Source organism: Hyphomicrobium methylovorum, from assembly GCF_013626205.1.
GTDB classification, from domain to species: domain Bacteria; phylum Pseudomonadota; class Alphaproteobacteria; order Rhizobiales; family Hyphomicrobiaceae; genus Hyphomicrobium_B; species Hyphomicrobium_B methylovorum.
Genome location: NZ_QHJE01000001.1, coordinates 255,151 through 276,172, shown reverse-complemented (window position 1 = coordinate 276,172; position 21,022 = coordinate 255,151). Strand labels below are relative to the sequence as shown.

Genomic DNA, 21,022 nt, shown 5'->3' with positions numbered 1-21,022 from the left:
AGGGGCCGCCTCGGACTGTCAAGCCATCCGAAGAGGCGCGAATCCGCCGGGACGCCAGATCGTATTCGCGAACGGATGACGCGCCCGTCGGACTAGCGATCTCCTCCAGGAGAATCGCCGCTGGTCCTACGTGCTTGCCGTTCGACAAGCGTAAGCAGCGAATACCCGGAAAGCTGAGGCTTTGACCGTGCCTATTGGGCCACGCTGCCTTGCCTTCGCCCACTCTTCAATGGCATGTCTCCCCGCTGGGATATCACCCGACAGAAGGCGGAGCTTTGGACTTCGCACGAGGTCGAAGATTGGGAGGGACGGTTGACGCCCGCGGATCAGAAACGCGCCTTCCCATTCTCGCTGGGCTTGAACAAGTTAGGTCTGATCGGGCTGAAGTCTCCGGTCTTGACGGCGATCCTGGCGCTCATCGTAACGGCGATCGCCGCTTTCGGCCTTCTCAACCTCCGCGTTGACGACAGCCTGTCGGAGCTGTTCCGCACCAATACGCCCGAATTTAAAACATACGAGGAAATCGACAAGCGCTTCCCCTCGAGCGAATACGACGTTCTGGTCGTCGTCGAAGGGAAGAACCTGCTGACGCACGAGGGGCTCACGGCCTTCGCGGCAGCCGCTGCCGATCTACAACTTGCCGACGGCGTGGCAGGCATCGTCTCGATGCTTTCCGCGCGCGGCCACCCCGATCCAACCGGTTACGCGCCGCCCGTCGTCCCCGACGATTTGCCGGAGGGGAAGGCGTTCGACGAGATGATCGCGGCGCTGAAGGCCAATGACATCGTCAAAGGCAAATTCCTGTCCGAGGACGGCCAGCTTGCGATGATCGTGCTGGCTCTCGACCGCGCGGTGGTGGAAGAAAAATCCGCCAAGTCCGTCATCGGTGAGATTGAAGAAGTCGCACGTCAAGACCTCAACCCCGCCGGGCTTTCGGTCAAGCTGGCTGGCGCTCCGGTCATGCAGCTCGAAATCCGCAACGCCGTCGAGCGCGACCAGATCGTCTATAACGGATTTGGCCTGTTGTTCGGCGCAGTGATCGCAGCGATCTTCTTCCGTCGCGTATCGCTGATGCTGGTGGCTGCATTGCCGCCGGTGATCGCGGTCGTCTGGTCGCTTGGCCTTCTCGGTTGGCTACACTTCAAGCTCAACTTGTTCCTCAACGTTATGACGCCGCTCATCATGGTGATGGGCTTCGCAGACAGCATGCAGATGGTCTCGGCCATTCGCATTCGACTGCGCGAAGGCGACAACAAGCTCGAAGCCGTGCGCTTTGCCATCAACGTTGTGGGCCCCGCGTGCGTGCTGGCGCATGGCGCAGCGCTCTTGTCGTTCCTGGCGTTGCTATTCTCCGAATCCGGTCTCATCCGCGCCTTCGGCGAAGCCGGGGCGATGGCTGTCTGTATTTCGTTCATTGCCGTGATCGTGGTGCTTCCGATCCTGGCGCTGCTGTTTATCCGCAACGAGGATCAGCTTGCGCGTGACGTGACGCCCGCCGATGGCATGATGGACAGCCTCGGCAATTTCGTCGGTGGCATCGTGGATCGCGTGGTGAAACATGCCGGTCTTTATACGCTGGCCTTCGTCGGGCTATTTTCGCTCTTCGCGTATCTCCACCTCCAGCTCGAGCCGAGGTATCGCCTCGCCGATCAGGTGCCAGACCGCGAGCAGGCGCTGGCCGCCACGGGCCGGATCGACAGCAAGTTGACGGGTGCCAATCCGTTCCACGTCATGATCCAGTGGAAGAATGGCGCCAGCCTTTACGACCCGGCGACGCTTCAAGTGATAAAGGAAACGCACGAGGCGCTCGAAAAGGCGGCGGGCCTCGGAAACGTCTGGTCGCTCGAAAGTCTGCGGCGCTGGCTGCGTGAGATGGGCGGCGACAACGTCGAGACCATCAAAAAATACGTGAATTTGCTGCCCAAGCATCTCGTCCGCCGCTTCATCGATGAGAAGGAAGACGCGGTTCTTGTTACGGGCCGTTTGCCGGACGTCGATGCCAGCCAGATCCTGCCAGTGGTGAAATCCGTCGATCACGCACTGGACCCGATTCGACAGGCGCATCCGGAGTACGAGATTTCGGTTACCGGGCTGCCAGCGCTCGCCGCCCGCAACAGCTATCGCATGATCTCGCAGCTCGACGAGAGCATTCCGCTGTGCGTGCTGGTTGCGGGGCTATTGCTCGCGGTGGCGTTCCGTTCGCCGTTCGTCGGCGTCATCAGCTTGCTTCCGGGACTGTTCCCGGTCGTAGCGTCTGGTGCGTTACTCTGGCTTTTGGGGGGCGGACTCGAATTCGCGTCCGTCGTCGCGCTACTCGTGACCTTCGGTCTCGGCGTCGATGCGCTGATCCACTTCCTCAACCGTCTGCGTCTGGAAGAAGGGCCCGGCGTCACGCCAGAGGACGCGATCAGGCACGCTCGCGTTCTTGTCGGCCCAGCGATCATCCTGACGACGATCGTGCTTGCCTTTGGATTGGGCGTCACGATCTTCTCGGAGCTTCCGTCTCTCCGGCTGTTCGGCTTCGTCTGCAGCGTCACGTTGATCGCTTCGCTTTTCGCAGACCTCGTCTTTCTGCCAGCGACGATTCTTGTCTACCGCCGCTACATCAGCAAGCATTTCTAGCCCGCGCCCATTGCGACTGAAGGAAAGGCCGGGCTAGTCTCACCTCCACAGCGGAATGTGAGGATGCAGTGGCGCGGAAGCTGATCATTATTCTCGCGAACGTCGATCCAACCGACGGAGAGGCGCTAAGCGCACCGATCTTCCAGGCAACCGTCGCCGCAGCAATGTCTCACCAAGTCGAGGTTGTTTGCACGGGAAGGTCGGCGAAGATCCTGTGCAAAGGCTCGTCCGTCGAGATCGAACTCAAGCCCGGCGGCGGCAAGCGCTCGATCCATGATTTCATCCGTGAGGCGCGCGCAGCGGGCGCGAAGTTCTATTGCCTCGCGCCCGATCTCGACATCTGCAACATGCACAAGGACGACTTGATCTCCGAATGCTGCGGCGTGCTCGGCGCGGCGCATCTCATCGAAGAAATCATGTCGAACGACAGTAAAGTCCTCACTTACTGACGGGGCGCACCTGCGAATTTCGCCAACGCCGCCGGCAATTCGAGATAGTCGTCGATGATGCAATCCGGCCCGAACGACGCTACGGGATCGACGCTATAACCGAAGCTGACAGCAACCACGGGCACATTGGCCGCCTTCGCGGTGCGAATGTCGGTCTCGCTGTCGCCAACCATGATCGACTGGCGAACGTCTCCGTTTGCGCGCTCGATCGTGCCGGTCAGGTGTTTGGGGTCGGGCTTATACGCGCCAAGACTGTCGCGCCCGGTGAGGGCCGCAAAATACCCGTCGAGCTTGAGCGCTTCGAGCACGCCGCGCGCCTGCATCTCCATCTTGTTCGTACATACCGCGAGCGTTGCCCCTGCGGCTTGTAATGATACGAGCGTCGAGACTACATTCGGATAGGGAACGCTCCGTTCGGCGATGTGCGCGGTGTAGTAGCTAAGGAAGACCTCGAAGAGATCGTGCAGCTCGCGTTCGCCCAGTTTGCGTCCATGCGCACGCACCGCGCCGTCGATCATCGCAAGCGCGCCATGTCCGACGAAGGGGCGAATTTCGAGTTCGTTGATGCGTTCGAGCCCAAGCGTCCCAAGAACGTAATTCGTCGCCTCGGCAAGGTCCGGCGCCGTATCGACGAGGGTCCCGTCGAGATCGAAAACGATTGTCCAGCCCTTCATGATACCCCCTAAATGTGTCGGTTAGCCTAGCCGTGCGACCCTTGGATGTCACCGCGGCCCAAAAGACCGGGCGGCGGCTTGAAAGGGCCCCAACTGCGGCCTAGACATTCGCCACCGGAAAACGCCGCGGTGCGAGCCGGGCAGATAGGGGGCAGCATGAGCAGCGATGAGTGGAAGCGCCAGGCGGCTGAGCAGGCGCTCGCGCACGTCGAAGACGGAATGAAGCTCGGCCTCGGAACAGGCTCGACGGCAGCGAAATTCGTCGAACTGCTCGGCGAGCGCGTGAAGGCCGGACTGAAGGTCATCTGCGTGCCGACGTCGGAAGCGACACGTGCGCAGGCGGCCGCGCTGAACATCCCCCTTGCAACCCTCGACGAATATCCCGCTCTCGATCTGACCGTCGATGGAGCCGACGAAATCGACGAGGACCTGCGCCTCATCAAAGGTGGCGGCGGCGCGCTGCTGCGGGAAAAGATCGTCGCCGTCGCTTCGGCGCGCGTCATAATCATCGCTGACAGCACCAAGCTCGTGGACGTCCTCGGCCGCTTTCCGCTTCCCATCGAAGTCGTGCCATTCGGCCTCGGCTCGTCGCGCAGTCTTATTGAGCGCCTCGCGGCCGATAGCGGCTGTGAAGGCGAAATAAAACTGCGTACAGCCCCAGGCGGCGCACCCTTCGTTACAGACAATGGCAACCATATTCTCGATTGCTCATTCGGCGAGATTGACGATCCCGAAGCGTTGGACGACGCTTTGAAGCTGGTTCCCGGCGTGGTCGAGAGCGGCCTTTTCCTGGGCATCGCGGACATTGGCATCATCGCCGGGCCGAAAGGCGTCGAAACTCTGTCAGCAATCGAATCCGATTTCGAAGAGGAGGAATGAATGCGCAATCTCGTCCTGGGCCTCGCGCTCTGTTTTGCCGTGGCCCTCGCTGCGCCTGTCATCGCTGACGACGCGACGCCACCGGTAGATCCCGCACGCGTCGCCGCCGCTCGCGACCTCCTCGAAGTGACCGGCGTGACAAAGCAGATGGACGGCATGGTCGACGCCATGTCGAAGGGCTTCGCCAGAGGCGCGAATGCCGACAACTCCGAAGCCGGTAAGAAACTCTCGGCCGAGTTCGATGTGACGATGAAGAAGCTCCTCAGCTACAAAGATCAGATGATCACGGACTTCGCGGAGCTTTACGCGCAGACGTTCACCGTCGAGGAAATGAAATCCGTCGCAGACTTCTATCGTTCGGGCCCTGGCGCGAAGTTCATTTCGATGACGCCTGAACTGATGCAGAAGGGCGCTGCCATCGGAATGAAATACAGCGATAAGATCACAGCGGAGATGAGGGCGGCCGTGCCTCCCGCTGGCGGCGCGAAGTAGGACGCGGCCAAGCGGAATGGCCGATCCGGTATACGATCTGTTTGTCATTGGCGCGGGCTCCGGCGGGGTCCGTGCAGCGCGCATCGCCGCGAGCCACGGTGCACGCGTGGCTATCGCAGAGGAATACCGCGTCGGCGGAACCTGCGTGATCCGCGGCTGCGTTCCGAAGAAGCTGTTGGTGTACGCCAGCCGCTTTCGCGATGAGTTCGAAGATGCCGCCGGGTTTGGCTGGTCATTGGATGAGCCGCGCTTCGATTGGGCGTCGCTGATCGCAGCAAAAGACAAAGAGATCGGCAGGCTCGAAGCCGCCTACGGCCAGACGCTCGCGAAGTATAACGTGGATCTCTTCGCCGAGCGCGCAACCGTCAGCGGGCCGAACGAGATCCGCCTCGAAAAGTCGGGCCGTGCGATTTGCGCCAAGACGATTTTGATCGCGACGGGCGGCACGCCCAACGTCGACACAAATCTTCCCGGCGTCGAACACGTCATCACGTCGAACGAAGCCTTCAATCTGAAGACGCTGCCACGACGCGTCGTCATCGCAGGCGGCGGTTACATTGCCGTCGAGTTTGCTGCGATTTTCAACGGCCTCGGCGCGGACGTAACGCTGATCTATCGCGGCGAGAAAATTCTGCGTGGCTTCGATGAAGATCTGCGCGACGGGCTAACCGCTGCGTTCGCCGCGCGCGGCATCCGCATCATTTCGGGCGACGTGTTCACGCGCATCGATAAATCCGCGGCAGGCCTGACAGGCCAGTTGCGGAAGGGCGGCGCGCTCGAAGCCGACGCAATCATGTTTGCAATCGGCCGCTCGCCGAACACAGCCTCTCTTGGATTGGAGACGGTAGGTGTAAAGCTCGATCGGCAGGGTGCCGTCGTGGTTGAGGCCGACTCGCAGACCTCGGTCCCTTCGATCTATGCCGTCGGCGACGTCACCAATCGCGTGGCGCTCACGCCGGTTGCCATCCGTGAGGGCCATGCCTTTGCCGACACGGTCTTCGGCAACAAGCGATGGACCGTCGATTACACGACGATACCGACGGCAGTTTTCTCGACGCCGGAGATCGGCACCGTTGGCTACAGCGAGCACGAGGCGCGCGCGCAGTTCGGCGACGTCCACATCTACAAAGGCCGCTTCCGTCCGATGAAGGCCATCGTCGCCGGACGCGACGAACGCATGCTGATGAAAGTCGTCGTCGATGCGGCAAGCGACCGAGTGATCGGCGTTCACGTATTCGGTCCTGACGCGGCCGAGATCGTTCAGATGGCGGCGATTGCCGTTCGCCTGGGGGCGACGAAGGCTGACTTCGATCAGACGATGGCTCTGCATCCATCAGCCGCGGAAGAACTCGTAACTTTGCGGGAAAAATGGGTGGCTCCGGGCGAAGCCGCCGGTTGATCGAAGCGCACTGGAGGCCTATGGATCTCGCCGTTCGGACCCCATGAGGACGCCATGAATCGGCTTAGCGGAAAAATCGCAATCGTCACCGGTTCAGGTGGCGGCATCGGCCGCGCGATCGCGGAACGCTTTGCTGCTGAGGGCGCACACGTCTGGGTGACCGATATCAACGGCGAGACGGCGGAAGAAACGGTCGCCGGCATCAAGGCGAAGGGCGGCGCTGCAACCGCAATGGTTGTCGATGTCTCGAAGGGCCAGGATCTCACCGCCCTGATCCGCAACGTCGACAGTCAACACGGATACGCAGACATCCTGGTAAACAACGCCGGCATTTTGGTTCGTGGCGAAGTCCGCCAGCTCTCGGATGCCGACTGGACCAAGCTCCGCGAGGTCAACATTGACGGCGTCCTGCGGCTCTGCCGCGACGCGCTCCCGCTTCTAAGGAAGTCGTCCTCGGCGACCATCATTAACATCTCGTCGATCATGGCAGACCGTGGCCTGCGCCCACTCGCGGCCTACACGGCAACCAAGGGCGCAGTCACTGCGCTGACGAAGGGCTTGGCGGTCGAATACGCCCCCTTCAAAGTCCGTGTGAACGCGATTTCGCCTGGCTATATCGAAACCGCCATTACAGATCGGCTGCTGAAGCTGCCGCCCGTTAAGCAGGCGTTGATCGACAAAACGCCGATGGGCCGCCTTGGCCAGCCGGAAGATCTGACGGGCGCGGCTGTCTTTTTTGCCTCCGACGATAGTCTGTATTGCACCGGCTCCGATCTCGCGGTGGATGGCGGTATGGGTGCAGGGCTCTGATTCGCCGCCGATCGCGCTGGCGGCCGGCTCCCCAGCGGGGAGTCGCCAGCGCCAACCAAAAGCTCGGCATGGGTGCGGGCCTCTAAAGTCCGTCTCTCTGGCGCCCCCGGACTGTTTCGCCTCTCTGGCGCGCTCCGGAGATATCTTTTATAAGCCGCGGATAAACCCGACATAGAGCGAATGTCAGGCCACGCAGAAGGGCGTTGGCCTGTCTTCAGGAGTTCAAGATGGCATCTGCCAGTCAGACTGAGAAATGGGCGCCAGACACGTGGCGCAGCAAGCCGATCCTGCAGGTTCCGGATTATCCGGACGCCCGCGTGCTGAAGGATGTCGAGGCGCGTCTGACGACGTTTCCGCCGCTCGTTTTTGCAGGCGAGGCGCGGGACCTCAAGAAGCAGCTCGCCGCGATTGCGAACGGCAACGGCTTCCTGCTTCAGGGCGGAGACTGCGCCGAAAGCTTCGCTGAGCATAGGGCCGATAACATTCGCGATTTCTTCCGCGTCTTCCTTCAGATGGCGGTGGTGCTGACGTATGCCGGTGGCCAGCCCGTTGTGAAGGTGGGCCGCATCGCCGGTCAGTTCGCGAAGCCGCGTTCTTCGCCCATGGAGAAGAAGGACGGTGTGGAGCTGCCGAGTTATCGCGGCGACATCATCAACGGACCGGACTTTTCCCCCGAAGCGCGCATCCCGGACCCGAACCGTCAGCTTGAAGCTTACCGTCAGTCTGCGGCGACGCTGAACCTGATCCGCGCGTTCGCGACCGGCGGCTATGCCGATCTTGAGCGCGTGCATCAGTGGAACATGGGCTTCGTGAAGGATAGCCCGCAGGGCCAGCACTATCAGGAACTCGCCGATCGTATCGCCGAGACGCTGCAGTTCATGCGCGCCTGCGGAATCACGCCCGAAAACACGCCGCAGCTTCGCACGACCAATTTCTACACCAGCCACGAAGCTCTGCTGCTCGGTTACGAGGAAGCACTGACGCGTAAGGATTCGACCAGCGGCGACTGGTACGCAACCAGCGGACACATGATCTGGGTCGGCGACCGTACGCGCCAGCCGGATCATGCGCATATCGAATACTGCCGTGGCATCAAGAACCCGATCGGGTTGAAGTGCGGTCCGTCGCTCGATGCGGACGGTCTGTTGCGCCTGATCGACCAGCTCAATCCGAAGGACGAGCCTGGCCGCCTGACGCTCATCTGCCGTTTCGGCTTCGACAAGGTGGAGGCGCATCTGCCGAAGCTGATCCGCGCCGTCAAAAAGGCAGGGCGCTCGGTGATCTGGTCATGCGATCCGATGCACGGCAACACCGTCTCGGCCGTCAACGGCTACAAGACGCGGCCGTTCGATCGCATCCTCAAGGAGAGCCTCGCGTTCTTCGAGATCCACCGTGCGGAAGGTACGCACGCGGGCGGCATCCACGTGGAGATGACGGGCCAGAACGTCACCGAATGCACCGGTGGCGCGACGGCGATCTCCGAGCAGGATCTGTCCAGCCGCTACCACACGCATTGCGATCCGCGTCTCAATGCCGACCAGGCGTTGGAGCTCGCGTTCCTCGTGGCGGGTCAGCTTAGGAAAGAGCGCGATACAGATGCGCGCTTCGAACCGAGAACGCTGATCGCTTGAATTAGCACGATCAAATTAGCATTCGCATCAGGATGCGTACGTCATAATTCGTCCTGCGAAGCCGTTAACCGGGTTTCGCGGGACGTTTTGCGTTGGAATGGGACTGGCCACCGCAGGTTGTTTTAGAGCAGTATGCCAGCGCGGGTTCCCCGCAAGCTCCTTAAGGCCAGCCCCCTCCGAGAGGATAATATGGTTCACAAAATCCTATGTGCCGTTGATGGCACCAAGCATTCCGACAAAGCAGTTGAACTCGCCGCTGAGCTTTCGACCAAGCTCGGTTCCGCTTTGACGATCGCAACCGTAAACGTTTTGATCGGCGGCGCGCGCAGCGGCCAGATTTATGCCCATGACGACGCTGACGTTCAAAAGACGCTTGCCGACGCCAAAAAAATCGCGGAAGCAGCCGGCGCCAAAAACGCTCAGATCGTGGTTCTACGGAGCCGCGAGGCGTCCGCCGGGATCGTCGCCTATGCGGAGCAGGATGATTTCGATATCATCGTAACCGGAACGGGCGACAAGCATGGGCTGTCGCGTCTGGTGCTTGGGTCCGTCGCGGCCGATATCGCGGGCAAGGCTCATTGCACGGTTATGATCGCCCGTTAACGGGTGATGGCCAGGTTATGAATAGGCATCGAGCGGCGGCCGTTTTGGGCCGCCGCCCGGCTATCTGGAGGGGCGGACTTGTGGGTACGTCTCGTCTTCGCCACGCTCCTCGCTGTTATTACGGTTGAGGGGATAGCCGCAGCAGCGGATGGGCGAAGCGCGTCCCGCGTTCAACCGCCCGGCATCTGCTGGGATCCGGATGTCGAATTCCCCGTGGCCTGCGATGACGACGATGATTGACGGCGCGACCGGCCGACGCTGGACCGGCGCAGCGGCTCGCCTTAATAACGCTGCATGATCTCACCGGCTTCCCTCAAAATCGCTATTGCCCAACTCAATCCCGTCGTTGGCGACCTCGAAGGTAACGCCCGCCGCGCTGAGCATGCACACGCCGACGCAAAAAAGCTCGGCGCCGACGTCGTCGTTTTCCCTGAGTTGTTTCTCAACGGCTATCCGCCGGAAGACCTCGTGCTGAAACCTGCATTTCAGGACGAAACGCGGAGGACGCTCGAACGCCTCGCGGAGCGTTGCAAGGACGGGCCCGCTGTCGTCATCGGCGCGATCTGGCGAGAGAAGGAAAAGCCGCACAACGCCGTTGCCGTGCTCGACGGCGGTCGCATCGCCAGCATTAGCTTGAAATACAACCTGCCGAATTACGGTGTGTTCGATGAAAAGCGCGTGTTCGCGCCAGGTCCGATGCCGGGACCGGTCAACATCCGCGGCGTCCGCATCGGGTTGCCGATCTGCGAAGACATCTGGGAACCCGAGGTCGTCGAAACGCTGGCCGAAACCGGCGCCGAACTCATCGTCAGTCCCAACGGCTCGCCATTCGACTGGCCGAAGTTTTCCAATCGCATGAACGCAGCAATTGCGCGTGTGACGGAAAGCGGTTTGCCGCTCATGTACGTCAATCAGGTGGGCGGCCAAGACGAGCTTGTGTTCGACGGCGCATCGTTTGTCTTGAATAGCGACCGCAGCCTGCCGGTGCAGTTGCCCGCGTGGCGCGAAGGCCTCCTCGTCACCGAATGGGAGAAGACGCCGAACGGGTGGCGCTGCAAACCGAGCGAAGTGACGCCGATCGCCGAAGGCGCAGCAGCCGCCTATCACGCTTCCGTTCTGGGCCTCAGGGACTACGTGACCAAGAACAGGTTTCCGGGAGTCGTGCTTGGACTTTCGGGCGGAATCGATTCCGCCCTCGTTGCGGCCATCGCTGTCGATGCGCTGGGCAGCGAAAAGGTTCACGCCGTCATGCTGCCGTCGAAGTTCACGTCGGACGAGAGTCTCGCAGACGCCGCCGCTTGCGCCAAAACGCTTGGCATCCGCTACGACAAGATCTCCATCGAGCCGACGGTCTCGGCGCTGACGTGGAGCCTCAAGGATATTTTCGCCGGGACCAATTCGGATATCACCGAGGAAAATCTACAGAGCCGCGTGCGTGGCACAATCCTCATGGCGATCTCGAACAAGTTCGGCCACATGGTCGTCACCACCGGCAACAAAAGCGAGATGTCCGTCGGCTACGCCACGCTCTACGGCGACATGAACGGCGGCTTCAATCCGATCAAGGACCTCTACAAGACCGAGGTCTATCAATTGAGCAACTGGCGCAATGAGAACGTGCCGGAAGGTGGCCTCGGCCCCGCTGGCACTGTCATTCCGGAGCGCATCATAACAAAAGCGCCGACGGCCGAATTGCGCGCCAACCAAACCGACCAGGATTCGCTTCCGCCCTACGACGAGTTGGACGACATCCTGCGGTGTCTGGTCGAGAATGAAATGCCGGTTGCAGATGTCGTCGCACGCGGGCATTCCGCTGAAACGGTCGGCAGGGTTGAACGGTTACTCTATCTCGCGGAGTACAAGCGCCGTCAGGCAGCGCCTGGCATCAAGATTTCCGCGCGCAGTTTCGGCAGAGATCGCCGCTACCCGATCACCAACTGGTTTCGCGAAACAACGAGCACCCGCAAATGACCCCGAGAGTCCGTTTTGCTCCTAGCCCAACGGGGCGTCTCCACATCGGCAATATCCGCACGGCGGCGTTGAACTGGCTGTTCGCGAAGAAGCACGGCGGAAATTTCCTCCTGCGCCTGGACGACACCGACGCCGCGCGCTCGACCGAAGAATTCGCGGATGCTATTCGCGACGACCTCACGTGGCTCGGCCTCACGTGGAACGAAGAAGCGCGCCAGCGCGATCGCACGGAACGCTATGAAGAACAGGTTGTCCGGCTCAAGAGCGCGGGCGTCCTCTATCCCTGTTTCGAGACGGAAGAAGAACTCGATCGTCGCCGCAAGCGTCAGCTCGCGATGCGCCGCCCGCCGATCTACGACCGCGCTGCGTTGAAACTCACGCTGTCCGAAGTTGAAGCCAGGATCGCAGCCGGTGAAACCCCGCACTGGCGCTTCCGGCTGCCGAACACGGAAGAGGTGACTGGCCTCGTGCCGCAGCCGACGCTCGTTTCATGGAACGATCTGATCCGCGGCGACCAGACGGTCGATCTCGGCTCGCTGTCGGATCCAGTTCTGATCCGCGCGGATGGAACATTCCTCTACACGCTGACGAGCGTCATCGACGATATCGACTTCGCGATTACGCATATCGTGCGCGGTGAGGATCACGTCACGAACACCGGCGTGCAGGTCGCACTGTTCGAGGCGCTGGGGTCGGACGCGCCTGCGTTCGGTCATCACTCGCTGCTGGTCGGTGCCGACGGTCAGGCGCTTTCGAAACGTCTCGGCGCTCTATCGATCCAGAGCTTCCGTGACGCGAACATCGAGCCGATGGCGGTTCTCTGCCATGCTGCGCTCGTCGGCACGTCCGACGCGATCGAGCCGTTGACGTCACGCGATGAACTCGCAGCGAAACTGGATTTCTCCAAGATATCGACCGCGCCCGGCCGCTTCGATGTGGCGGAGCTGCGCACGCTCAACGGCAAGCTTCTGCATCATCTCGACTACGCCGATGTCGCCGGGCACCTGAACGAACTTGGTGTCGGGGGCGGCGAAGCGTTCTGGCACGCGGTACGTGGCAACCTCGAAGTTCTCCCCGATGCGCGTATGTGGTGGGATATCGCCACGCGCGACATCGATCCGGTGATTGAAGATCCAAACGCGACCGCCGCAGCAGCCGCGGTGCTTCCCGCGGAGCCGTGGGACGAAAGCACTTGGAGCGCGTGGACCGCCGCTGTGAAAGCCGCGACCGGCGCTAAGGGCCGCGCTCTGTTTCACCCGTTGCGGCTGGCATTGACGGCGCGCGAGGCGGGGCCAGAGTTGAAAACGCTTCTACCCTTCATAGGCCGGGAGCGTGCGCTCGCTCGTCTCGCTGGCCGCCGCTCGTAAACATTCTACCCCGCCTCCGGCTCCCCAAAGCGGAGTCGCGCGAGTAACCCAAAAACTCTTTACTGCGGTTGGGCTTCGGTGTGCCAAGCGTCGCCGGCGTCAGCAGGCGCGCCCGCTGCGGGCGGCATCGTTCCGGTATTGACGGCGTTTTGACCGGCAGCGCCGCCACTCGCGGCAGCCGCGGCTTCTACCTCAGCTTTCTTGGCCTTTCCGGCTGCGTCCGTCGGAACGAACTCGGCCGTCTTGCACGAACAGCCGTTGACGTATTCCTTCCGATACCGGAACGCGGACTTCATCTTCGAATAGGGTTCTTGTGATCCGAGCGCGACCGACTGATCGATAGAGCCGCCCGGATTGGGATAGTAGTAAAGCTCCGTCGGCGCCGCGCACTTGGACTGGCAGGAATCCGCATCCTGCGTGAAGTGGCTGGGCAGCGTTGAGAAGCTCACCGGAAAATAGAAGCCGTCGCAGAGGCGCACGCACACCGTACGAAACGTCTGCGCACCGTTGAGCGCTGCTGAGGGCGACCACGTGTTGTTGCCGCTCGACTCTTCGTCTTCCCACATGCCGTCCGTGCGCCGCCGCGCCATGTCGACGTAATTCGCGCCGCAGTTGTTGCGCGCCAGTTCGCGAATGATGTCGTCCTGATACGACCGGCCTGACGATCCCATGATGTCCTGCCGCTTCGCCTCAAGGTCCGCGAGCTTGCGCTTCGACAGCTCGACCTGACGCGCAAGATCCTTGCACTGGGGCGAGTTGCGGAACGTCTTCGTGAACAGGAACGACTCGTAGCAGCCGCGATCGAGCTGCTGCTGGCCGCTGCGGTACGCACGGTCGACGGTGCGAATTTCGTCCTCGATTTGCGGCAGCTGGTTGCGCGATTGGCCGGACTTCTGGCCTTCCTGCACAAGCCGCTGTTCGAGCTGATAGCAGATCGGGCCCTTGGTGGACGATCCGCCGCCGCCGACAGCGGATGACGGAGCACCAGGAGCCGGCCGCGGTGCATTGGAATAGCCCGGAGGAGCGCCGGGCGGCGGCTGATTGTCGGGCGGGATTGGTGCGGGAACATTGCCCGGCGGCTCGCGGTAAACGGGCTCGCGCGGCACGGGCGGGCGCGGCGCTTCCTCATCATTACCGCCAAACGGCCACCAGCTCTGTGCCGAGGCTGCATTCGGCACGGCCGATAGCGTCGCCGCCACCGCCACAAAAGCGAGAAGCAGGCGGCGGATGATATGGAGATGCGCGATCGCTTGGCTCACGCCGGGGGCCTCGAACCGATGGTCAAATTTGTGCATGCGTCTGGTGCCCGAACGGGCATTCCGGGACCCTAAGCAGCCATTTGCTAGACGGTCAATGCGGAGCAATTGCGACCGCTTGGCTTTTGTAAACCCCTTCAAGCGCTTGACGCCGCCGAATGGCGTTGCCACAGCCTGAGGCCAAAGTTATCCCCGGTCTTTCGCGCTGTGGCATAGTCCGCCATAACAGGCGGCCCGACCATTCGACGAGGACGAATCTTGGCGCTCAAGCTCTACAACACGCTAACCCGGCAAAAGGCCGATTTTAAGCCGATCGATGACAAGAACGTCCGCATGTACGTATGCGGACCGACGGTCTACGACTACGCCCACATCGGCAACGCGCGCCCGGTGATCGTTTTCGACGTGCTGTTCCGTTTGCTGCGCCACGTCTATGGGGCGGAACACGTCACCTACGTTCGCAACATCACCGACGTGGACGACAAGATCAACGCCCGCGCCGCGCGCGACTATCCCACCTTGCCGCTGAACGACGCCATCCGCAAAGTCACGGAGGCGACGGAGCAGCAGTTCCACACCGACATCGCCGCGCTCGGCGTTCTCGAACCGAAGTACGAACCGCGCGCCACGGAATATATTCGCCGCGATGACGGCCGCGAGGACATGGTGTCGATGATCGACGCCCTCGTTGCGCGCGGACATGCCTACGTCGCTGAAGACCACGTTCTGTTCGACGTCGGCTCGATGCCGGACTACGGCCGCCTTTCGAACCGCTCGCTCGACGAGATGGAAGCGGGCGCCCGCGTCGAGGTCGCGCCGTACAAGAAGGGGCCGATGGATTTCGTGCTCTGGAAGCCATCGAAGCCCGGCGAACCGGCGTGGCCGTCACCCGCTGGCATCGCGACGCCCGGCCGCCCCGGCTGGCACATCGAATGCTCCGCCATGTCCGGCGCGTTGCTTGGCCCCGAGTTCGACATTCACGGCGGCGGCATCGATCTCGCGTTCCCGCACCACGAGAACGAAATCGCGCAATCGCGCTGCGCGCACGGCACGCCCGTGATGGCGAAGGTCTGGATGCACAACGGCTTCCTGCAGGTCGAGGGCGAGAAGATGTCGAAAAGCCTCGGCAACTTCATCACGATCAATGAGCTTCTGACGATGGAAAAGTTCGGCGGCCGCCGCTGGCCCGGCGAAGTGCTTCGCCTCGCGATGCTGATGACGCACTATCGCGAGCCGATCGATTTTTCCGTCAAGCGACTGGAAGAGGCGCAAGCCATCCTCAATCGCTGGTCCGATCTCGCGTTTGGCGTTTCGACGATCGGCATATCGGCGCGCGTACCCGACGAGCATCCGCTGCTGGACGATCTGAATACACCGCAGTTCATCACGCAGATGCATGGTCTCTACAAAGCAGCCAAGGCGGGGGACGAAGCTGCGCTGACGAGTTTCCGCCTGGGTCTGGAACTCCTCGGCTTTACAGACGTCATGGCAGCCGCGAACAAATTGAGAAACCAGGATGTGCAGGCGGACCCTCGTGTTCAGGAACTCGTCACCGCTCGCCTCGAAGCGCGCAAACGCAAAGACTTCGCCGAGTCCGATCGCATCCGCGACGAACTCGCTGCAATGGGCATCACTGTGAAAGACGTAAAGAACAAGACCACCGGCGAAATCGAAACGACGTGGGAAGTCGCGCGCTAACCACACGCCCCTTCCGTCATCAACGTGCCTTCGGCAACCTTTACGCTGGATTCCCGGTCTTCGACGCGGCGTCGCCGCGCTCGACCGAGAATGACGGTCGAAATCGAAGCACCCCCGCAGCGTCTTCCGTCATCCTCGGCCGAATGAGCGAAGCGAATGACGGCCGGGGATCCAGCGTCAAGCTCGGCGCAGCCGACGTGGGTCTCTTAATCTCCGCTTCGCACCAATGACGTCCGGCTGGTAGGGCCAACGTGCCTTCGGCGACCTTTGCGCTGGATTTCCGGTCTTCGACGCGGCGCTGCCGCGCTCGACCGAGAATGACGGTCGAGGGCGAAGCACCCGCAACCCCGCAGCTTCTTCCGTCATCCTCGGCCAAGTGAGCAAAGCGAATGACGGCCGGGGATCCAGCGTTAAGCTCGGCGCAGCCGACACGCGCATCTTAATCTTCACATCCGCGCTAAAGATCTTGCATCGCGCCGCGTGCAACGATAGGCGTCGGGGGCGACGCGCATGCACGCACATTTGCGAACGACCGCGCGCCGAATAATCGATTCATTCATACCCGTTCAGTAAGTACAGCGTCGATGACCGAAGATTACCCGCTCCGTCCGTTTTTGCCGGCCGATACGATGGCCCTGCGCGATCTTTTTGCGCAAAGCATCGAAGAGTTGACGGGCGACGACTACGATGAAGATCAGCGTCTGGCATGGGCGGCGTCCGCCGTGGATGCCGAGGCATTTCTCAATCGGCTCGCAGGCGCACTGACGCTCATCGTTCAGATCGACGGTGAGTATCTGGGGTTTGCCTCCCTGAAGGACAACAAGATCATCGATATGCTCTTCGTCCATCCGGAATATGCGGGCGAGGGTATCGGCTCGGCGCTGGTGGCGGCACTGGAAAAAATAGCAGCCGCACGCGGCACAAACGAGATTTCGGTGGACGCGAGCGATACGGCCGTGCCGTTTTTCGCCGGGCGGGGCTATGAACCGGTGCGGCGCAATTCCGTGCCGCTTGATGACCAATGGTTGTCAAACACGACAATGAAAAAGCCGCTCGCCGCAGCCGACAAGAGTTCAGCACCTGCCGCCAAACCGTCATGAGCAAAGAGCGCCTCTATCTGTTCGATACAACGCTGCGTGACGGTGCGCAGACGACGGGCGTTGATTTTTCGCTCGAAGACAAGCGCAGGCTGATGCGCGTGCTCGACCAGTTGGGCATCGACTATATCGAGGGCGGCTATCCCGGCGCCAACGAGACCGACACAGCGCTCTTTTCCGCCCGGCCCGAATTACAGTGCGCGCGCTTCACCGCGTTCGGCATGACGAAGCGCTCCGGCCGCTCGGTGTCAAACGATCCGGGCCTGCAAGCCGTTCTGCAGTCCGCCGCCGATAGCATCTGCCTCGTCGCCAAGGCATCGGACTATCAGGTGCGCGTCGCGCTTGGAATCTCTAACGAGGAAAACCTGGGCGCGGTCGCCCAATCCGTGCGCGCAATCGTGGAAACGCAGCGCGAAGCCATGATCGACTGCGAGCATTTTTTCGACGGCTACAAAGCCAATCCGGAGTACGCGATCGCTGTCGCGCGGACGGCATACGACTCCGGTGCGCGCTGGGTTGTCCTTTGCGATACCAACGGCGGAACTCTGTCGCATGAAATTGAGCGCATCGTCGGAACGGTTGCGAAGCACGTGCCCGGCGCGAACCTTGGAATTCACACCCACAACGATACCGAAAACGCCGTCGCCAATACCTTGATGGCGGTACGCGCAGGCTGTCGCCAGATCCAGGGAACGTTGAATGGTCTCGGTGAGCGGTGCGGCAACGCCAACCTGACGTCCGTCATCCCGACACTATTGCTCAAGAGCGAATTCGCGGATGCCTTCTCGACCGGCATCACGCCCGAGAGGCTGCGGAACCTGACGCACGCCAGCCGGGTGCTGGATGAAATCCTGAACGAAGCGCCGGATCGCCATGCGCCCTACGTTGGCGAAAGCGCCTTCGCGACCAAAGCGGGTATTCACGCATCCGCCTTGATCAAAGCGCCTGAAACTTACGAGCATGTGCCACCCGAAAGCGTCGGCAACGAGCGGCGCATCCTCGTTTCAAAGCAGGGCGGACGTTCTTCAATGACGGCGGCGCTGGAGCGTCTTGGTCTGCCTGCGGACAAAGACGATCCGCGCGTTCATGCGCTGCTGGACGAAGTGAAGGAGCGAGAGGCGCGAGGCTATTCCTACGAGGCGGCCGAAGCCTCGTTTGAGCTCCTCGCGCGCCGCAGCCTCGCAAGCGTTCCGCGCTTTTTCTCGGTGGAGTCGTTCCGTGTGACTGTCGAACGATCCCGCGCGCTCAACGGGAATGGAAACGGCAATGGAAGCGGTTCGCGCTCGCAAGCCACGGTAACCGTCTCGATTGCAGGTGACGGCGAGCCGGTTGTTTCTCTCGGAGAAGGCAACGGTCCGGTAAACGCGCTCGACTCCGCTCTTCGCAAGGATCTCGGCCGCTACCAGAAGCACATCCAGAACGTGGAGCTGGTGGACTACAAGGTCCGCATCCTCACGCAAACCCATAAGGGCGGCACCGACGCCGTAACGCGCGTTTTGGTCGAAAGCCAGGATATCGGAACCGGCGAACGCTGGACGACCGTCGGCGTATCGCCAAACATCATCGACGCGAGCTTCGAAGCGCTGCTCGATGGCATCAACTACAAGCTGCTGCGGGATGGAGCGCCTGCGGGCTGATGTGACGCTCGAATGCCGTCGAGCTTATGTCACGACGTTCAAGATCTCGCGCGCTGTTGTTGTCACGCCCTGATCGTCCGTCCACGCGAAATCGAACGCGCCGGGTCCTGGCACGCGCAACTGAAACGCGACGTAAGGATTTGCCGAAACGCCCGGACCGAACTCGGCGCGAAAAACCTCCACGTCACCAAAGAGCGCGACGAATGCATTGATAATGTTGCGCGAGATCAATCGGCCATGCTTGTCGTGACGGTTGCCGGTTTCCATGATGTGCGTGATCAACGTCTTCACCTCGATGATCTCGCCAGCCTTGGCGCTCTCGGGCAGCTTGATGCGCGGATTGGGTTTCGTCATGAGCGCCTCACAACCCGCAGCCGCCGATCAAGACTTTGACGAACGACGTCGCGATCAGCATGTCGCCGGTCGAAAGCTCGGCGAGGGTAACGACGTCCTGCGACTTCGCGAGGCGCAGCCGGCTTTGTACGCGCGCGACCCCGTTGAGAGGCGACAGGTGAAACCGCGCAACTCCGGCAACCGGATTGGCCGTCGAAAGCAGATGGATTGTTTTGACGTAATCGGCGTCGGTCATCGGGCTTTCGACAGAGATCGTGATCGGCACGAAATTTCCGTTGTCGGCGCGCTCGGGCAGATCGACGGTTAGGCCGTGTTCAACCGGCGTTGCGCTGCCGATGATGGCCTGGAATTCGGAATCGAACTGAAGGCTGCGCTCCGGCGCCGAAGCATTTTCGGCTGCCACGCGGCCAATACTCGCCAGCATGCACGAAGCGGCAGAAGCCGAAACGAGAAACGACCGGCGATCCATGACTGAGATTGTAATCAATTTACGCACTATGGCATCTCGAAGGCGGATAACCCTTTGTGGCGTCATCTAAGAAGCCGATTGCTCAGCTACCGGTTACAGGGCAATTTGCGCTCTGCCAAGACCAGCTCGGAGAGGGGCGGACTATGCGTCTGGTACTTCGGGCCGCATCACGGCGAAAAGGGTTCGGACGATGCAAGAGATAACGCGCCGGAAATTTGCGCTGCTCGCGGCAGGCGCCGCGGCGGCGCTGCCCGAAATCTCGCGTCCGGCTTTGGCTGCGGGGCCCGCGCATGTCGTTATCATCGGCGGAGGGGCGGGCGGGGCCGCAGTAGCGAACCGCTTACGCTCGGCGGATCCCGACATTGCCGTCACGCTCGTCGAACCGAAAGAGAAGTACACGACCTGCTTCTATTCGAACCTTTACCTCGGCGGCTTTCGCTCGTTCCGTTCGATCACCTTCGACTACGAGGGCGTGAGGAAGCGTGGCGTCACCGTCATTCACGACACAGCAACAGCAATCGACACCGCCGCCAGAACCGTCACGTTGGCAAAGGACTCCGCGCCGCTCCGGTATGATCGCCTCGTCGTCGCGCCGGGTATCGACATCAAATTTGAAACCATCGAAGGTTATTCGCCCGAAGCCGCGCGCTTGATGCCGCACGCATGGATCGGTGGGGAGCAAACGTGGCTGCTGAAGGAAAAGCTGCTGGCGATGCCCGACGGCGGTCTCGTCGTCATGTCTGCGCCGCCGAACCCCTATCGCTGTCCGCCCGGCCCCTATGAACGCGCCTGCATGATCGCGCATTTTCTCAAGACAAAGAAACGCAACGCGAAGCTCGTTATCCTCGACGCAAAAAAGACGTTCTCGAAACAGGCGGTATTCGAAGAAGCCTTCCGAGAATTTTACGATGACATCATCGAGCTCAATCTCACGAACGAGATCGACGACTTCGCAGTCGTCAAAGTGAATGCGGCAACAGGCGAAGTGACAACGCGCTCGGGGCAGACATTCCGCGCGGCCGTGGCAAACATCATTCCGGCGCAACGCGCGGGCGCGATTGCCGCCAAGGCCGGATTGACGGAAGGCGACTGGTGCCCGATCCATCCGGAAAACTTCGCCTCGACCAAAGCGCGTGACGTCTACGTTCTGGGAGACGCTGCCATCGCAGCCGACATGCCGAAGTCTGCTTTCTCGGCGATCAGTCAGGCAGGCGTCGTCGCGGCAGACATCATCGCAGACCTCTCCGGCAAACCGCGGGAGAAGGGAACGTATAGCAACACGTGCTGGTCGATGGTCGCGCCGGGCAATAGCGCGAAGATCGGCGGCGACTACGCGCCAGGGATACTGAAGGGCCGCCCATACCTCGCCCCAAGCGGCGAGTTCATCTCCAGGCCCGACGATAGCGACGATATACGCCATCAGGTCTATCAGGAGAGCCAGGACTGGTATCAGGCGGCCGTTGCCGATCTGTTCGGCCAGGAACCGCAAATGACGGAACCGTAAGCGGCGTTCCGGGTCGAAACCGCCAAGGGCCGATCCCAAATGCCTATAATGTTGAGGAGTGCCGTCCGGCATGACCCCTCTTCTTTAAGATTTTTCGCGCAGCATCCGCG

19 protein-coding genes are annotated in these 21,022 nt (G+C 61.5%); 15 read left to right on the top strand and 4 right to left on the bottom strand.

The window, feature by feature from the left end:
* Nucleotides 1–234: 234 nt before the first annotated feature.
* Both DLM45_RS01335 and DLM45_RS01330 read left to right on the top strand, forming a co-directional pair.
* Nucleotides 235–2,622 carry an efflux RND transporter permease subunit gene (locus tag DLM45_RS01335; protein WP_181335205.1) on the top strand — a complete coding sequence of 796 codons (2,388 nt, stop codon included), beginning with the start codon at nucleotides 235–237 and terminating at the stop codon, nucleotides 2,620–2,622.
* 68 nt (nucleotides 2,623–2,690) lie between these two features.
* Nucleotides 2,691–3,071 carry a DsrE family protein gene (locus tag DLM45_RS01330; RefSeq protein ID WP_181335204.1) on the top strand — a complete coding sequence of 127 codons (381 nt, stop codon included), beginning with the start codon at nucleotides 2,691–2,693 and terminating at the stop codon, nucleotides 3,069–3,071.
* On the opposite strand, the gene DLM45_RS01325 is transcribed toward DLM45_RS01330, so the two are convergent.
* Nucleotides 3,065–3,745, bottom strand: a complete 681-nt coding sequence (locus DLM45_RS01325) for an HAD family hydrolase (RefSeq protein WP_181335203.1) — start codon at nucleotides 3,743–3,745, stop codon at nucleotides 3,065–3,067. The genes DLM45_RS01330 and DLM45_RS01325 overlap by 7 nt on opposite strands.
* Nucleotides 3,746–3,901: 156 nt before the next feature.
* Here DLM45_RS01325 and rpiA point away from each other — a divergent pair, with 156 nt between their 5' ends.
* The 9 genes from rpiA (at nucleotide 3,902) to gltX (ending at nucleotide 12,897) form a co-directional block, all read left to right on the top strand.
* Nucleotides 3,902–4,624 carry a ribose-5-phosphate isomerase RpiA gene (gene rpiA / locus DLM45_RS01320; RefSeq protein ID WP_181335202.1) on the top strand — a complete coding sequence of 241 codons (723 nt, stop codon included), beginning with the start codon at nucleotides 3,902–3,904 and terminating at the stop codon, nucleotides 4,622–4,624.
* On the top strand, nucleotides 4,625–5,116 hold the full coding sequence (locus DLM45_RS01315; protein ID WP_181335201.1) for a DUF2059 domain-containing protein: 492 nt from the start codon (nucleotides 4,625–4,627) through the stop codon (nucleotides 5,114–5,116).
* 16 nt (nucleotides 5,117–5,132) lie between these two features.
* A complete protein-coding gene (gene gor / locus DLM45_RS01310) occupies nucleotides 5,133–6,515 on the top strand; it encodes a glutathione-disulfide reductase (RefSeq protein ID WP_181335200.1) in 1,383 nt (460 codons plus the stop codon).
* 54 nt (nucleotides 6,516–6,569) lie between these two features.
* Nucleotides 6,570–7,325: an SDR family NAD(P)-dependent oxidoreductase gene (locus DLM45_RS01305; protein ID WP_181335199.1), complete on the top strand. Its 756-nt coding sequence runs from the start codon at nucleotides 6,570–6,572 to the stop codon at nucleotides 7,323–7,325.
* Between the two features lie 227 nt (nucleotides 7,326–7,552).
* Nucleotides 7,553–8,956 (top strand): class II 3-deoxy-7-phosphoheptulonate synthase, encoded by a 1,404-nt coding sequence (locus DLM45_RS01300; RefSeq protein ID WP_181335198.1) that lies wholly within the window; start codon nucleotides 7,553–7,555, stop codon nucleotides 8,954–8,956.
* A 189-nt stretch (nucleotides 8,957–9,145) separates the two neighbouring features.
* Nucleotides 9,146–9,559, top strand: a complete 414-nt coding sequence (locus tag DLM45_RS01295; protein WP_181335197.1) for a universal stress protein — start codon at nucleotides 9,146–9,148, stop codon at nucleotides 9,557–9,559.
* A gap of 78 nt (nucleotides 9,560–9,637) precedes the next feature.
* Nucleotides 9,638–9,799, top strand: a complete 162-nt coding sequence (locus tag DLM45_RS01290) for a hypothetical protein (RefSeq protein WP_181335196.1) — start codon at nucleotides 9,638–9,640, stop codon at nucleotides 9,797–9,799.
* Nucleotides 9,800–9,853: 54 nt separating this feature from the next.
* Entirely contained in the window at nucleotides 9,854–11,530 is a 1,677-nt protein-coding gene (locus DLM45_RS01285; RefSeq protein WP_181335195.1) for an NAD+ synthase, read from the top strand.
* A complete protein-coding gene (gene gltX / locus DLM45_RS01280) occupies nucleotides 11,527–12,897 on the top strand; it encodes a glutamate--tRNA ligase (protein ID WP_181335194.1) in 1,371 nt (456 codons plus the stop codon). The genes DLM45_RS01285 and gltX overlap by 4 nt, the downstream gene beginning before the upstream one ends.
* 59 nt (nucleotides 12,898–12,956) lie before the next feature.
* Here gltX and DLM45_RS01275 read toward each other — a convergent pair whose 3' ends face one another.
* A complete protein-coding gene (locus tag DLM45_RS01275) occupies nucleotides 12,957–14,156 on the bottom strand; it encodes a DUF2865 domain-containing protein (RefSeq protein ID WP_343062223.1) in 1,200 nt (399 codons plus the stop codon).
* Nucleotides 14,157–14,411: 255 nt separating this feature from the next.
* Here DLM45_RS01275 and cysS point away from each other — a divergent pair, with 255 nt between their 5' ends.
* From cysS to cimA, 3 genes are all read left to right on the top strand, one after another.
* On the top strand, nucleotides 14,412–15,851 hold the full coding sequence (cysS, locus tag DLM45_RS01270) for a cysteine--tRNA ligase (RefSeq protein ID WP_181335192.1): 1,440 nt from the start codon (nucleotides 14,412–14,414) through the stop codon (nucleotides 15,849–15,851).
* Nucleotides 15,852–16,435: 584 nt separating this feature from the next.
* Entirely contained in the window at nucleotides 16,436–16,951 is a 516-nt protein-coding gene (locus DLM45_RS01265; protein WP_181335191.1) for a GNAT family N-acetyltransferase, read from the top strand.
* Nucleotides 16,948–18,585 carry a citramalate synthase gene (cimA, locus tag DLM45_RS01260; protein WP_181335190.1) on the top strand — a complete coding sequence of 546 codons (1,638 nt, stop codon included), beginning with the start codon at nucleotides 16,948–16,950 and terminating at the stop codon, nucleotides 18,583–18,585. The genes DLM45_RS01265 and cimA overlap by 4 nt, the downstream gene beginning before the upstream one ends.
* Nucleotides 18,586–18,609: 24 nt before the next feature.
* On the opposite strand, the gene soxZ is transcribed toward cimA, so the two are convergent.
* Both soxZ and DLM45_RS01250 read right to left on the bottom strand, forming a co-directional pair.
* Nucleotides 18,610–18,939: a thiosulfate oxidation carrier complex protein SoxZ gene (gene soxZ, locus DLM45_RS01255; protein ID WP_181335189.1), complete on the bottom strand. Its 330-nt coding sequence runs from the start codon at nucleotides 18,937–18,939 to the stop codon at nucleotides 18,610–18,612.
* A 7-nt stretch (nucleotides 18,940–18,946) separates the two neighbouring features.
* Nucleotides 18,947–19,435, bottom strand: coding sequence for a thiosulfate oxidation carrier protein SoxY (locus DLM45_RS01250; protein WP_181335188.1), 489 nt, complete (start codon nucleotides 19,433–19,435; stop codon nucleotides 18,947–18,949).
* Nucleotides 19,436–19,598: 163 nt separating this feature from the next.
* On the opposite strand from DLM45_RS01250, the gene DLM45_RS01245 reads away from it, so the two are divergent.
* Nucleotides 19,599–20,912 carry an NAD(P)/FAD-dependent oxidoreductase gene (locus DLM45_RS01245; RefSeq protein WP_181335187.1) on the top strand — a complete coding sequence of 438 codons (1,314 nt, stop codon included), beginning with the start codon at nucleotides 19,599–19,601 and terminating at the stop codon, nucleotides 20,910–20,912.
* Nucleotides 20,913–21,022 lie beyond the last annotated feature (110 nt).